General features: G+C 65.8%; 14 protein-coding genes. 10 read left to right on the forward strand and 4 right to left on the reverse strand.

Annotated features, from left to right (window positions below):
- Positions 1-23 precede the first annotated feature (23 nt).
- The 9 genes from DAT37_RS41445 to DAT37_RS41485 are packed head-to-tail and all read left to right on the forward strand — an operon-like array spanning position 24 to position 9543.
- Positions 24-1847, forward strand: a complete 1824-nt coding sequence (locus DAT37_RS41445) for a flavin-containing monooxygenase (RefSeq protein ID WP_109530440.1) — start codon at positions 24-26, stop codon at positions 1845-1847.
- A gap of 23 nt (positions 1848-1870) precedes the next feature.
- The gene (locus tag DAT37_RS41450) at positions 1871-2794 is read left to right on the forward strand and encodes an SDR family NAD(P)-dependent oxidoreductase (RefSeq protein WP_109530441.1); all 924 of its coding nucleotides are present in this window, start codon (positions 1871-1873) and stop codon (positions 2792-2794) included.
- On the forward strand, positions 2784-4490 hold the full coding sequence (locus tag DAT37_RS41455) for a thiamine pyrophosphate-binding protein (protein ID WP_109530442.1): 1707 nt from the start codon (positions 2784-2786) through the stop codon (positions 4488-4490). Before DAT37_RS41450 ends, DAT37_RS41455 begins: the two co-directional genes overlap by 11 nt.
- A gap of 2 nt (positions 4491-4492) precedes the next feature.
- Positions 4493-5926, forward strand: a complete 1434-nt coding sequence (locus DAT37_RS41460; protein ID WP_109530443.1) for an aldehyde dehydrogenase family protein — start codon at positions 4493-4495, stop codon at positions 5924-5926.
- A gap of 12 nt (positions 5927-5938) precedes the next feature.
- The gene (locus DAT37_RS41465; RefSeq protein WP_109530444.1) at positions 5939-6481 is read left to right on the forward strand and encodes a nuclear transport factor 2 family protein; all 543 of its coding nucleotides are present in this window, start codon (positions 5939-5941) and stop codon (positions 6479-6481) included.
- Complete coding sequence (locus DAT37_RS41470; RefSeq protein ID WP_109530445.1) at positions 6478-7338, forward strand: SDR family NAD(P)-dependent oxidoreductase; 861 nt, start codon at positions 6478-6480, stop codon at positions 7336-7338. The genes DAT37_RS41465 and DAT37_RS41470 overlap by 4 nt, the downstream gene beginning before the upstream one ends.
- Before the next feature lie 43 nt (positions 7339-7381).
- On the forward strand, positions 7382-7939 hold the full coding sequence (locus tag DAT37_RS41475; protein ID WP_109530446.1) for a nuclear transport factor 2 family protein: 558 nt from the start codon (positions 7382-7384) through the stop codon (positions 7937-7939).
- Between the two features lie 36 nt (positions 7940-7975).
- Positions 7976-8803 (forward strand): TauD/TfdA dioxygenase family protein, encoded by an 828-nt coding sequence (locus tag DAT37_RS41480; RefSeq protein WP_109530447.1) that lies wholly within the window; start codon positions 7976-7978, stop codon positions 8801-8803.
- The gene (locus tag DAT37_RS41485) at positions 8800-9543 is read left to right on the forward strand and encodes an SDR family NAD(P)-dependent oxidoreductase (protein ID WP_109530448.1); all 744 of its coding nucleotides are present in this window, start codon (positions 8800-8802) and stop codon (positions 9541-9543) included. Before DAT37_RS41480 ends, DAT37_RS41485 begins: the two co-directional genes overlap by 4 nt.
- Positions 9544-9785: 242 nt before the next feature.
- Here the strand turns inward: DAT37_RS41485 and DAT37_RS41490 are convergent, their stop codons facing one another.
- From DAT37_RS41490 to DAT37_RS41505, 4 genes are read right to left on the reverse strand one after another with little or no spacing between them, the layout of a single operon-like run.
- Positions 9786-10631, reverse strand: a complete 846-nt coding sequence (locus DAT37_RS41490; protein ID WP_109530449.1) for a 2OG-Fe(II) oxygenase — start codon at positions 10629-10631, stop codon at positions 9786-9788.
- 16 nt (positions 10632-10647) lie between these two features.
- A complete protein-coding gene (locus DAT37_RS41495; RefSeq protein ID WP_157978964.1) occupies positions 10648-11037 on the reverse strand; it encodes a hypothetical protein in 390 nt (129 codons plus the stop codon).
- Between the two features lie 40 nt (positions 11038-11077).
- Positions 11078-12880, reverse strand: coding sequence for a mucin-associated surface protein (locus DAT37_RS41500; protein ID WP_109530451.1), 1803 nt, complete (start codon positions 12878-12880; stop codon positions 11078-11080).
- A gap of 48 nt (positions 12881-12928) precedes the next feature.
- Complete coding sequence (locus tag DAT37_RS41505; RefSeq protein ID WP_157978965.1) at positions 12929-13249, reverse strand: hypothetical protein; 321 nt, start codon at positions 13247-13249, stop codon at positions 12929-12931.
- Between the two features lie 300 nt (positions 13250-13549).
- Between DAT37_RS41505 and DAT37_RS41510 the strand changes: the two genes are divergently transcribed.
- Entirely contained in the window at positions 13550-14476 is a 927-nt protein-coding gene (locus DAT37_RS41510) for a hypothetical protein (RefSeq protein ID WP_157978966.1), read from the forward strand.
- The last annotated feature ends 44 nt before the right edge of the window (positions 14477-14520 follow it).

Raw genomic sequence — 14520 nt, forward strand, 5'->3', positions numbered from 1 at the left:
CCACACCCAGCAAGGAAACCCGCATGACTGACTGCGCACCCACGCAGACCCCCGAGGTCGATATCGACGCACTTCGGGCGAAGTACCTCGGCGAACGCGACAAGCGTCTGCGCACGGAGGGCCAGGGCCAGTACCTGGTCACCGAAGAGGGATTCAACGAGTTCTACGAGGGCGACCCGTACACCACGGTCGTTCCCCGCGAACCGATCGACGCCGAGATCGGTGTGGCGATCCTCGGCGGCGGGTGGGCAGGCCTGATCGCCGCGGCCCGACTCGAAGAGGCGGGCATCACCGACTTCCGGATCATCGAGCTGGCGGGCGATTTCGGCGGCGCGTGGTACTGGAACCGCTACCCCGGCATCCAGTGCGACACCGACAGCTACGCCTACCTGCCGTTGCTCGAGGAAACCGGCTACATGCCGAAGGAGAAGTACGCCCGCGGCGACGAGGCGTTCGAGCACGCGCAGCGCATCGGCAAGCACTACAACCTCTACGAGCGCGCGATCTTCTCCACGCTGACGACCTCCCTGGAATGGGATGAGGCGACCAAGCTCTGGAATGTCGGCACCAACCGTGGCGACAACATCCGCGCCCACTACGTCATCATGGCGCAGGGTCCGTTCAACAAGCCGAAACTGCCCGGCATTCCCGGTATTTCGGAGTTCGAAGGGCACACCTTCCACAGCGCTCGCTGGGATTACGAGTACACCGGCGGCAGCTTGAAGGGCGGCCTGGACAAGCTGGCCGACAAGAAGGTCGCCGTGATCGGCACCGGAGCCAGTGGCATCCAGGTGATCCCGCATCTGGCGAAGTCCGCCGAGCACCTGTACGTCTTCCAGCGCACACCGTCCTACGTCTACGAGCGCGGCGATGTGCCCACCGATCCGGAATGGGCCGCCACGGTGCAGCCGGGCTGGACCCGTGAGCGCAAGCGCAACTTCCACACCGCCGCCTTCGAGGCGTTCGCCCCGGGCCAGGCAGACCTGATCTGCGACGGCTGGACCGAGGTGAGCCGCAACCTGGAGGCGCATATCAGCGCCACCGGCCAGTGGGCGACGCTGACTCCCGAGAAGTTCATGGAGCTGCGCGAAGCCGAGGACTACAAGGCGATGGAGCGGGTCCGCAACCGCGTCGACGAGATCGTGAAGGATCCCGCGACCGCCGAAGCGCTCAAGCCCTACTACCGCTTCCTGTGCAAGCGGCCCGTCTTCAACGACGACTACCTGCCGACCTTCAACCGCGACAACGTCACCCTGGTCGATGTCTCCAAGACCAAGGGCGTGGAGCGGATCACGGCCAAGGGCATCGTCGCCGACGGCGTCGAGCACGAAGTCGATGTCATCATCTTCGCCAGCGGCTTCGAGATCACCACCGATCTGGACCGACGCCTCGGCATCGCGCCGTTCACCGGCCGCGAAGGACTCTCGCTCTACGAGCACTGGGCCGACGGCTACCGGACCCTGCACGGGCTCACCACCCGCGGTTTCCCGAACGTGTTCTTCACCGGGTTCATCCAGGGCGGCGTGACCGCGAGCACCACCGACATGTTCGACCAGCAGGCCAACCACATCGCCTACATCCTGGCCAAGGCCTACGAAACCGGCGCGGCCACGGTCGAACCCACGGCGGAAGCCGTCGAGGAATGGTGCACCACCATCCGCGAGTCGGCGGTCGACAACACGACCTTCCAGCGCGAGTGCACCCCCGGCTACTACAACAACGAGGGCGAGCAGAAGATCAAGTCGCACCTCGGTGACCCGTACTGGCCCGGCTTCTACGCACTCGAGGAACTGTTCCAGGCCTGGCGCGACGCGGGAGACCACCAGGGCCTCGTCCTGGACAAGTGACGATCGTAGAAGGAGGAGATCCAGTGCCGGAACTCAGATTCGACGATCGAGTTGCCGTGATCACCGGCGCGGGACGCGGGCTCGGGCGTGAATACGCCCTGCTGCTCGCGTCACGTGGCGCCAAGGTGATCGTCAACGACCCCGGTAGCAGCGTGCGCGGCGACAGTGTCGAAGTCGACGCAGCCGCCGCCGTAGTCGCGGAGATCGAAGCGGCGGGCGGTACCGCCGTCGCGTGCACGGAGTCGGTGGCGACCCCCGAAGGCGGGCGTGCGATCATCGATACGGCCATCGAGAATTTCGGCCGGATCGATATCCTCGTGCACAACGCGGGCAATGTCCGCTACGGCTCGCTGCGCGAGTTGAGTTACGAGGATTTCGACGCGGTACTCGATGTCCATCTGCGCGGGGCGTTCCATGTCGTTCGCCCGGCGTTTCCGTTGATGGCCGACGCCGGCTACGGCCGCGTCGTGCTCACCTCGTCTATCGGCGGGTTGTACGGCAATCAGGGCGTCGCGAATTACGCGGTGTCCAAGTCGGCCATGATCGGTCTGTCCAATGTGATCGCGCTCGAGGGCGCCGAATCCGGCGTGCGCAGCAATATCATCGTGCCCGCCGCGGTGACCCGGCTGGCCGACGGACTGGACACCTCGGCCTACCCGCCGATGGGTCCGGAGCTGATCGCGCCGACCGTCGGTTGGCTCGCTCACGAAACCTGTTCGGTCACAGGCGAAATGCTGGTGGCCGTCGGGGGCCGGGTGGCGCGGGCGTATATCGCCGAGACCCCGGGGGTCTATCAACCCTCATGGTCCATCGAGCAGGTCGGCGAGCAGATCGAGGCGATCCGCGACACCGCGGATTCGTGGGTCTTCCCCGCGACCACAGGACACGTAGAACACCTAACGAAGAGTTTCGCGCTAGCCACGGAGGCAGGCCAGCATGTCGGTTAAAGTTTACGAACGCATTCTCCAGCTATTCGAAGCGGAGGGCATCAACACGATTTTCGGTATCCCCGATCCGAACTTCGTGCACATGTTCCATCTCGCCGAGGAACGCGGTTGGAATGTCATCGCACCCCACCACGAGGAATCCGCCGGGTTCATGGCCGAGGCCGTGTCCAGGATGACCGGTAAGGCCGCGGTCTGCATCGGCACCCTCGGCCCGGGTGTGGCCAACCTCGCCGGCGCGATGATGTGCGCCAAGGTCGAGAATTCGCCGGTGATCTTCCTGGGCGGTCAGCGCGCCAGGATCACCGAGCAGCGGGTACGCCGCGGACGGATCCAGTTCGTCAAGCAGGCCGCGCTGTTCGAGCCGTCGGTGAAGTACTCCGCCAGCATCGAATACGCGGACCAGACCGACGAGATCATCCGCGAGGGCCTGCGCAAGGCGCTCGGCGGTACCCCGGGACCGGTCTACATCGAGTACCCGTCGCACGTCATCCTCGAAGAGCTGGATGTGCCGGAGCCGGTGGCGCCGTCGCGCTACCGCCTGGTCGGACAGACCGCGGGCGCCGACGTGATCGCGGAGGCCGTCGAACTCATCCGTGCCGCGAAGCAGCCGGTGCTGCTGGTCGGACACGGTGTGCACACCACCCGCTCCGGTGAGTCGGTCCGGGCGCTGGCCGAGGCGATGGCCTGCCCGGTGATCCAGACCTCCGGCGGCACCTCCTACATCGAGGGCCTCGAGGATCGCACCTTCCCGTACGGCTTCTCGCCCTCGGCGGTCGAGGCGGTCGTGCAGTCGGATCTGTGCCTTGCCATCGGCACCGAACTCGGTGAGCCGGTGCACTACGGTCGCGGCCGGCACTGGGTCGCCAACGAGGCGAACCGCAAATGGATTCTGATCGAACAGGATCCGTACGCGTTCGGCGTCAACCGCCCGATCGACGTTCCGCTGGTCGGCGACCTGCGTGCGGTCGTCCCGCAGCTGGTCGAGGCGCTGAAGGACACCCCGCGCACCGCGACGCCGGAGCTGGCGGGCTGGATCGAGCAGGATGCCGCGCGTCTGGCCGAACTGGCCGAGACCGCGCCGTCCGGGATGACCCCCGTGCACCCCGCGCGTCTGATCGTGGAGGCCACCAAGGCGTTCCCGGCCGACGGCATCATGGTCCGTGACGGCGGCGCCACCACGATCTTCGGCTGGACCTATTCCCAGGCCAAGCCGCACGACGTGATCTGGAACCAGAACTTCGGTCACCTCGGCACCGGTCTGCCCTACGCCGTCGGCGCATCGGTCGCCGAGGGCCGCAAGCGTCCGGTCATGCTCGTCACCGGTGACTCCTCGATCCAGTTCCAGATCGCGGAGCTGGAAACCGCTGTGCGGCTGGGTCTTCCGCTGGTCGTCGTGGTCGCTGTCGACTACGCGTGGGGCCTCGAGGTCGGCGTCTACAAGCGCACCTTCGGTCAGGGTTCGCTCGAGACCGGCGTGCACTGGAGCACCGAGACACGACTGGACAAGGTCGCCGAGGGCTTCGGCTGCTACGGCGAATACGTCGAACGCGACGAGGACATCGCACCGGCCATCAAGCGGGCCTACGCCAGCGGCAAGCCGGGCCTGATCCACGTCGCCGTCGATCCCAAGGCGAACTCGGAAGAAATGCCCAGTTACGACGAGTTCCGCACCTGGTACGCGGAAGGGACACAGTAGTCATGAGTGATCTGACAACGTTCTACATCGGCGGCAAGTGGGTCGAGCCCGCGGGCACCGAATTCTTCGACGTGGTCAATCCGGCCACCGAAGAGGTCTTCGGTCGCGTCGCGCAGGGCACGGCCGAGGATGTCGACCGTGCCGTGGCCGCCGCCCGCGCGGCGTTCCCGACCTGGTCGGCGACCTCGGTCGACGAACGGCTCGCGGTGCTGCGCGCCATCGACGAGGAGTTCGGCAAGCGCCGCGACGACCTGGGCGCCGCGCTGACCCAGGAGATGGGCGCTCCCGCCGCGCTCGCCAACGGCTTCCAGCTCAATCTCCTTGCCGGACATCTCGGTACCGCGATCGGCATCCTGGAGAACTTCTCCTTCGAGGAACAGCGTGGGGCCACGCTGATCGCCAAGGAGCCGATCGGCGTCTGCGGGCTCATCACCCCGTGGAACTGGCCGCTGAGCCTGATCGCCGTGAAGGTGTTCCCGGCCCTCGCGGTCGGCTGCACCGTGGTGCTCAAGCCCTCGGAGCAGTCGCCGTTCTCCGCGCAGATCTTCGCCGAGATCCTGGACGCCGCGGGTGTTCCCGCCGGTGTGTTCAACCTGGTGCACGGTGACGGGCCGAGTGTCGGTGTGCCGCTGTCGTCGCATCCCGATGTCGACCTGATCTCGTTCACCGGTTCCACCCGCGGTGGCATCGAGGTCGCCAAGAACGCGGCCCCGAGCGTCAAGCGCGTCACCCAGGAACTGGGCGGCAAGAGCGCCAATATCGTGCTCGACGACGCGAATCTGGCGGCCAATGTCGGCGCCGCGATCGGCCCGCTCATGATGAACTCCGGCCAGACCTGTAGCGCGCTCACCCGCATGCTGGTCCCGGCGGCTCGGATGGACGAGGCCATCGCCGCGGCGAAGGAAGCGACCGAGCAGGTGACGGTCGGCGATCCGACCGGTGACGCTGTGATCGGTCCGGTCGTCTCCGGCGCGCAGTTCGAGAAGGTCCAGTCGCTGATCCAGAAGGGCATCGACGAGGGCGCGACCCTGGTCACCGGCGGCGTCGGCCGTCCGGACGGCCTCGACACCGGCTACTACGTCAAGCCGACCGTCTTCGCGAACGTCACCAACGATATGACGATCGCGCGCGAAGAGGTCTTCGGGCCGGTGCTGTCCATCCTCGGATACGACAGCGTCGACCAGGCCGTCGAGATCGCCAACGATTCCGAATACGGTCTCGCCGGCAATGTCGCGGGCGCGGATCTGGAGCAGGCACGCGCGGTGGCACGTCGTATCCGCGCCGGTTACGTCACGATCAACGACGCCTTCGACTTCAGTGCTCCCTTCGGCGGCTACCGCAAGAGCGGAAACGGCCGCGAGTGGGGCGAATTCGGATTCGACGACTACCTGGAGATCAAGGGCATCCTCGGGTACGCGCCGGATACTTCGGCGTAGTTCGAGACAGAGATGAGTGTCGTGCCCGAAGAAGTGCAGGCGCTGCTCGACAAGCAGAGCATCCGCGAACAGATCGTGCGTCTGGCTCGCGGCGAGGACCGCAGGGACGCGGTGGCCATCACCGCGTCCTTCTGGAAGGACGCGACGACCGATTTCGGTATCTTCTCCGGATCGTTCGACGACTATCTGAATTGGGTGGTGCCGGGATCGCCCGCGGTGATCCTCACCCAGCACATGCTCGGTCAGACCCTGGTCGAGCTGGACGGCGATATCGGACTGGCCGAAACCTACGTCGACGCGTACCACCGCGTCGACATGGGTGAAGGCGAGCGCGATATCTCCCTCGGCGGGCGCTATCTCGACCGTTTCGAACGACGCGACGGTCAGTGGCGCATCGCCAAACGCACCATGCTCTACGACTGGGTTCGCGAAGGCGGCGACGCGGCGGACTGGTCGAAGGGCATCCTGGGCGCGGAACTGACCGGCCGTCGCTATATCGGCCGGACGTCGGGTGATCACAGCGCGACGTTCTTCGGTGCGCGGGCTTCCTCGTGACCACATTGTCCGGCAAGGTGGCTGTCGTCACCGGGGCCAGTCGCGGTATCGGTAAAGGTATCGCACTGGCCCTGGCCGAACAGCACGCCACTGTCTACCTCACCGGCCGGACCGTCACGGAGGGATCGCATCCACTCCCGGGCAGTCTGGCCGAGACGGCGAGCGAATGTGATCGCCGGGGCGGCAAGGGAATCGCCGTCAAGGTCGATCACGCGAACGACGACGAGGTCGCCGCCCTGTTCGAACGCGTCGAGCGCGAACAGGGCAGCCTCGACATCCTGGTCAACAACGCGTTCGCACTCCCGGAAGATCTGACGGACCCCGAGCCGTTCTGGGAGAAGCCGCTGTCCGATTGGGAGATGGTCGACGTCGGCGTCCGCTCGAATTTCGTCGCCGCCCGGCACGCCGCCCGTCTCATGACACCGCGCGGTAGCGGCCTGATCGTCGCGATCTCCGGGTACACCGGCGTGGCCTACACCTACGGCGTCGTGTTCGGCACCGCGAAATCCGCGGTCGACCGCATGTCGCGGGATATGGCCGTGGAATTGAAACCGTATGGCGTGACCTCGATCTCGCTGTGGCAGGGGCTGACGCTCACCGAGCGCGCGCAACGCAATCTCGCCGCCCTGCCCGGATTGAGCGGACAGTCCGCCACCCGTCCGCAGGACAGTTGCACACCGGAATTCCCCGGCCGCGTCATCGCGGCCATGGCCTGCGATCCCGACGTGCTCGCCCGATCCGGCGGCACGTTCATCACCGCCGAACTCGCACGGGAATACGACGTCACCGATATCGACGGGTCGGTGATCCCGTCGCTGCGCGCGACTCGCGGCGCACCGATCTGGTCGCCGGTATGACCGGGCCCGCATCCCGATTCACAGATCCACCAGGGAGAAGATCATGACCTCTACCGATACGGACCGTCAGGCCCGCCTCGAATCACTGCTCGACCGTCAGGACATCCTCGATGCCCTGACCCGATTCAGCCGCGGCATGGACCGTTTCGACAGGGAACTGTTCCTCTCGGCCTTCCACGCCGACGCCACCATCGCCGCGGGCGATTACGTCGGCGGACCCACCGATCTGTACGACTGGGCCTCGGCCATGCACGAGACCGGCCAGGTCGCCACCCACCACAATCTGCTGAATCACACCGTCGACCTCGACGGCGACACCGCACACGCCGAGACCTACTACCTGTTCGTCGGACGCAATCGCGACGAGAGCAACTGGATCGCGGGCGGACGCTACATCGACCGCCTGGAGAAGCGCGACGGACAGTGGCGTATCGCGCTGCGCACCAACGTGATCGAGTGGTCCGGCCTGGTTCCGACGATGCCGTTGCCCTTCGCCGACGTTCCGGATATCCACCAGAACGGCGCCCCGTCGCGCAGCGGCGACGATCCGTCCTACCGCCGCCCGCTCACCAATACGCGGGCACCGCATATTCCCGCCTGAGCACACGGCGGGCATGACAGGAGGAGAACGGTAGGCATGTCCGACATCACATTCGAGAAACTGAGCGACAACGTCGGTATCGAAGTGCTCGACGTCGACGTGGCCCGGCTGCTGAACGACGACGAGATTCCCGCGTGGTGTCTCGACGCGCTCGACACCTACGGCGTGCTGCTGTTCCGCGAACTGAACGCCGACGACGACGCCCAGGTGGCGTTCGGCAGGCGGCTGGGCGAACTGGTGAAGTTCCCGCAGTACGCCAACCCCGAGGTCATGGAGATCAGTTTCGATCCCGCCAACCCGAGCGCGAAATACTTCGGCGCCAACGATCATTGGCATCTGGACGGGTCGCTCGACGAGATCCCGGCGAAGGCGTCGATCATGTCGGCGCGGGTGATCGCCGCCGTCGGCGGGGAGACCGAATTCGCCAGCACCTACGCGGCCTACGACGCGCTGACCGAAACCGAGAAGCGGCGGTTCGCCGAATTGCGGGTCGCGCACAGCATGTCGGGAGTGCAGAGCCGCGCGAACCCGAATCCGACGCCGAAACAGGCGGCGGACTGGGCTCGCTGGCCCGTGCGCGAGCATCCGCTCGTGTGGAACCATGAAAACGGCCGACGCTCACTGGTTTTCGGCGCGACCGCGGCCCATGTCGTGGATATGGACCTCGACGAGGGCAAGGCGCTGCTGCTCGATCTCGAGCAGCGGGCGACCGCCCCGGATCGGGTGTACCGGCACACCTGGACCGTCGGCGACATGGTCATGTGGGACAACAGGGGCCTGGTGCACCGCGCCTGCGAATTCGACCGTTCGGAACCGCGCCGCATGCATCGGACCACCCTCGCCGGCGAGGAGGCGATCGGATGAGCTCGCGTACCGCGATCGTCACCGGAGGCGCGTCCGGCATCGGCGCGGCCATCGCCTCGCGGCTGGCCGCCGACGGAAATATGGTGGCCGTCTTCGATCTCGACGGTGAGGCGGCCGCCACCATGGCCGCCGAACTCGAGCGGGCGGGCGGCAAATCCGTCGGCCTGGCCGTCGACGTCACCGACCGGGCCGCGATCGACGCGGGCATCGACGAGGTGCGCTCACGGCTGGGCAGGCCGACCATTCTGGTCACCAGCGCGGGACTGAGTCTGGAGAGCAATTTCCTCGACGTCACCGCCGAGATGTGGAACAAGTCGCTCGCGGTGAATCTCACCGGGACCTTCGACTGCTGCCAGGCCGTGCTGCCCGACATGATCGAGGAACGCTGGGGACGTATCGTCACCATCTCCTCGTCGAGCGTGCACAGCGGATCCGCTTGGCTGGCAAGCTATGTCGCGGCCAAATCCGGTGTCGTCGGCCTCACCAAATCCCTCGCCCTGGAATTCGCCAGGCACGGGATCACCGTGAACACCGTCCCACCGGGTTTCATCGACACCCCCATGTTGCAACAGGCGGTGGAACGCGGTTTCTTCGACGTCGAGAGCCAGACCGAACGCACCCCGGTCGGTCGCATCGGCCGCCCCGAGGATATCGCCTCGGCCTGCGCCTACCTGGTCAGCGAGGAGGCCGGTTACATCACCGGCCAGATCATCGGTGTCAACGGCGGGCGCAACACCTAGAGAACGTCGTCCAGGGGGAACGTGGGCGACGCCGGTCGGGCCGGGCCCGATCCGAAACCGCTTGTACGCGCTGGGATTCGCGTGCAATGACGAACGGATCGGACCTGCCCGGCCGTCGATTCCCTGGACGAGATCGCGGCGGATTCCACGCCGCGATGCCCGTGAAGGCCGGGACGCCGGCCTCGACAGCTGGGGCCGGTCCCACCGGGCGGGCGGGACCGGCCCGAGCACAAGCGAAGAGCTCAAAACGCGCGCAGGCGCATCCATTTCGTCATGATCCACTTCTCCCCCGCGATCACCGGTTCGCCGCAGTGGCGGGTGAGCGGATCGAGCTGGCCCACCCCGTTGCGGTACCGGAAGTAGAGGGCGTCACCCTTCTTCGGCGTGACCGACAGGCCCGCCTCCGGAAAGGCCGTCGCGCCACCGGCTTCGACCTCGTTGAGGTAGACGATCAGTGTCGAGACCCGTTGCCCCGCCGTCGCGACGTGTTGCCAACTGCCGGGATCCTCCGGCGGGAAGTAGTCGAAGTGCGGGCGATATTCGCCGCCGACGCCGTAGCGCAGAATCTGCAAACCCTCGCCGTGGTCCAGCGGCGAGTTCATCAGCGCCGAGGTCCTGCGGTCCAGACGATCGATGAACTCGTCCTCACCGCGCTGGAACACCGTGCCCTCGCTGGTGCGGTTCGCGATCGTCTCGTCCGCGCCCGTCGCGCCGTTGACGGTGGTCGAGCGCTTCAGCCGGTGCCGCGACCGTTCGACCATCCGATCGCACTCGTCCGCCGAGAGCACGTCACCGAACAGCACGACCTGCGGTCGGCGGACGCGCGTCAGCACTCGCACTTCCCGGTCGTGCGCGTGAATGATGTTGTCGCTCGGGACCGGACACTCGTCGTACACGTATTCGGGATTCGGCTCCGGCGCGATCGGCCGCGCGGTCTCACCTCCCAAGGCCCGCTTCACGGCCGAATCCGCCGCGGTTTCCTCGAACCCGGCCCCCACCATGGCGCTGACGATCGTCTCCACCCGGCAGCCGCGATCCACGTTCTCGGCCAGCCAGTTCCGCCAGTCGCTGTCCAACTTCACAACCATCTTGTCCCCCTGGCGTTCAGACGAGCCAGCTTTCGCGGCGGTAGTACCGAGAGTCCGGGTCGTCCCACTCGTCGTCGTCGCTCGGCGCGGCGTAGCCCTGCGTCTGGCGCGACGATGCGGCACGTGCGATCGATTCACGCTGCTCGCGCGCCTCGGCTTCGACTCGCTCCCGCTCGGCCCGAGCCTGCGCTTCGAGTCGTTCGCGCTCCGCACCCGCGACACGAGCCGCCTCGATTTCCTCCGCGTGCTCCTCCCGGAATCGAAGTTCCTCGGCCACGGCTTGTTCGACGGCCCTGTCGTAGGCCGCACGGGTCTCGCGCTGTTGTTCTTCGAGTTCCTCGAGGTTCGCGCGTGACCGGCGGCGGAAATCCTCGAAGGCGTATTCCATTTCCCTGACGTAATCCATCGCCGCTACCTCTTCACCAGTTCCAGCTCTCGCGTACCGATCACAGGGGGCCCGCCTCGGCCAGCTCGGCGCCGGTCCGGGCCGGTGCGGGCTGTTCGGCGGTCTTCGGCGTGTGCTCGCCGTCCTGCGCCGGCTTGCCGGTTACAGTCGGCGGCACGACCGCGTTGGGCGTACCCGTGGTCGGGGTTTCCGATGGCGTGCCTGTGGTCGGTGCGCCCGCGTTGGGCGTTCCCTCGGACGGTGTTCCCGCGGACGGCGTGCCCCCGCTCGGCGTCCCGGCGGACGGCGTGCCCCCGCTCGGCGTCCCGGCGGACGGTGTCCCTCCGCTCGGCGTCCCGGCAGACGGCGTCCCGGCGGACGACTTGTCGTCGTCCGTCTTCTCCTCGCTGGAGATGACGGGGATTCCGTTCGAGTCCAGCTTCACGCTGTACTCATGAGTTTTGCCGTCCGCGCTGGTCTCGACCAGCTTGGGCTGCCCGTCTGCGCCCACCTCGAGCTTGTAATGCTTACCGGCGAGGTCGAATTCGGACGAAGTGTTCTTCTTCCCCTCGTCCTTCTTGTCGTCTGTGCCCTTGTCCTCTGTGCCCCTGTCCTCGGTCAAGTCCTCGAAGGCATCGGAGATGGTGGTGGTGAGGGTGGACAGACCGCTGGTCGCGGCCGCGGCGAGCGTGGTGGCCGCTGTGCTCAGCGTGCTCGTGAGCGCCGATGCCAGACCGCTCATCGTCGTCAGGGCGGACGGCGTTCCGGACGTGGGTGTGCCGGAGGTGGGTGAGCCGGACGTCGGCGTTCCGGTTGTCGGTGTTCCCGTCGTCGGTGTGCCAGACGTCGGCGTTCCAGAGGTGGGAGTTCCGGACGTCGGAGTACCCGAACTCGGAGTTCCAGAGCTCGGCGAGGGTGTGGACGAAGACGGAGACGGGGCACCCGCCGGTTGCGGGTAGGAATCCCTGTCGAGCTGACCCAGCGCGTTGTTCATCGAGGTGTAGTGCGCGGTGATGAGATTGTCCACGTCCGTGCACATCTGATCCCACTTCGACAGCTTGCCGGTGAAATCTTTCTTGAAGACATTGTCCAGCCACCTGTTGACCGTGGTCTGCGCTATCGCGGCGTTGTGGACATCATCGTCGTAATTTCCCGCGTTCGCCTTCGCCAAATCCTCCGAGTCAAGCCTGTTCAGCTCTCCGTCCTTGCTGGTCCGGGCACGACCCCACTCGTCCATCAATGGCCTGGTTTCGGGGAAATTATCGTAAACCCAGCAAATTTGGTCGTAACTCAACCATTCTCGCGCCTCACGGATTTCGATCATCTTACCGACATCTTCGGGCGTCTTTCCATCGATCTTCACCTCCAGCTGACCGGTGAAGTTCTGTCCCATCTTCCATTCGACCGCGACCCGCTCGATCCAGACTTCTTTGAGTAGGGCCAGCGTGAACTCGGCCTTCGTATCGACCGCACTCTTGACATCGTTGACGAAGGTACCGATCGCGTTGATCGCGGCCTGTAGCTTCGTGACATCCGCTTCGGCGAGTCCGATCTGCTCCCAGATCATCTTCTGTGCGACCTGCGAGGCGTTCCCACTCCAGACGTTCGGCAACCGCCCGACGATATTGCGCTGATTGGTGATCTGGTCGTCGCCGACCGTCTTCGCGTCGGACAGCGCTTTGAGTGTGTTGCCGAGCCCGACCAGGTTCAGCCCCTGCTGCTGGTGATACCTGTCGTCGAGTTGCTGGACCGTGTAGTTGCATTCCTTCGGCCACAGTTTCACGAAATGCGGATGGAACTGTTTCCAGTACTCCAATCCCCAGGCGCCCGCTGTCAGGATGTCGTCGACATTTGCCTCAGCCATATTTCCTACTCGGTCAGTTCACACACGCCGCTCGAATTGTGGTGTCGTCTAAGACAGTTCGTTCACCTTCTTGGCGTTGACCGCGTCGGTGTAGACATACGCGTCGGCGCTCTGCCCCAGCGCGCTGCCAGTAGCCTTCACGGCGGTACTCCAGTGCGTCAACCAGAAGGCGACACGCTCCAGCGCGGCATTGGCGTCCTCGCCCTGCTTCGGATAGTTCTTCCCGGACTCGCGCTGGCCGTTGTGCGTGCCCATGCCCCAGAGATTCTTCCTGACGGGATCGATCTGCCCACCGATCGCGTTGCCCGACTCCTTCATCGCGTTCGATAGCGTTGTCAGATCCGCCGCACTGACATCCAACGTAGCCATGGATCGTCCTCCACCCTGTCTCGTATCTCACGCGCCGAGCCCATGATCGTCACCCCTCCCGGGTTCCGGACTTCGGCCCCGTCGCTTGCGCAGACTGCTGTTCTACTGTCTTCGACGCACGCGTGCCCACACCGGTTCCATCGGATCCGAAAGCCGCGCTTCGGCCCGGACCACACGCACGGCAATCTACTGCGCGGTGGACAGAAGGTTCAATCGCGGACATCCCGGTCGGGCGGCACACTGGCGATGGCAGGGTCCGGCGGTCATCTCCGATTCGACCGACCCGATTACGATCAGCGCGTGTCCGGTAACCCTGCGCCGACGGTCTCCAGTCGATTCCTCATCTGTTCGACAGTGCTGGATCCTGTTGCCGGGCATCGGTTCTGGCTCGACTTCCACCTGCGGCAGGCCGAGTCGATCATGCTCTTTCTCGATGATCCGGAGAAGCGGCCGGAGTTCGAGGAGTTGGTCGGGGATCGGCCGGTGCTGGTGCTGGACGGAGCCGGGGATCGCGCGGACAACACTCCGTCGGCGGTAGTTCGGCGGATCATCGCGAATACGCAGGCCGCGGTGTCCCATGCGGTGGAGCACGGGTTCGACTGGGTGGCCGCCGTGGACAGCGATGAACTGCTCTACGACGAGAGCGGTGGGGCTTGGCGGGACCGGGAGCGGGTGGGGCAGGTGACGTTCGCGAACCACGAGGCAGTGCCGGTGGACCACCGGCCGGAGAACTGCTTCGCCGAGTGCACGCTGTTCCGGGTCAACGGGCGGACCGATTTCATGGCGTACGGCAACGGCAAGAGCGCGGTGCGGGTATCGCCTGGAGTGCGCGCCGGTATTCATGAATTCCACGACTACGCGGGTGAGCATCACGTGGCGATCGGGCCGGTGATCCTGCACTATCCGAACCCGTCGTTCGAGAGCTGGGTGGCGAAATTTGGTAACCATGGGGAGTTCTCGAATTTCTGGTGGGACGATCCGAGTGCGCCGATCCGGTTGCAGTTCATGTTGCGATCGCGGGATCTGGTGCATCGAGCGGCGGCGAGCGGGGATTGGGCGGAAGCACGCGCGTATTTCCGGTCCTGGATTCCGGATGACGCGAGTCGGGAACGGATGCTGGCGGCCGACGAGTTACGGGTCTACAGCCCGGTGACGCAGTTGCTGCGGTCGGATCCGGAGCGGTTGAAGAACGCCTTGCTGGCGGCGCTGGCTCAGCGTTCGGAGTGACGGGGTTCAGCGGCACACCCTAATATCGACATGCTCGTGGGATG

It is taken from the genome of Nocardia aurea, from assembly GCF_003123685.1.
In the GTDB taxonomy this organism is placed as follows: domain Bacteria; phylum Actinomycetota; class Actinomycetes; order Mycobacteriales; family Mycobacteriaceae; genus Nocardia; species Nocardia aurea.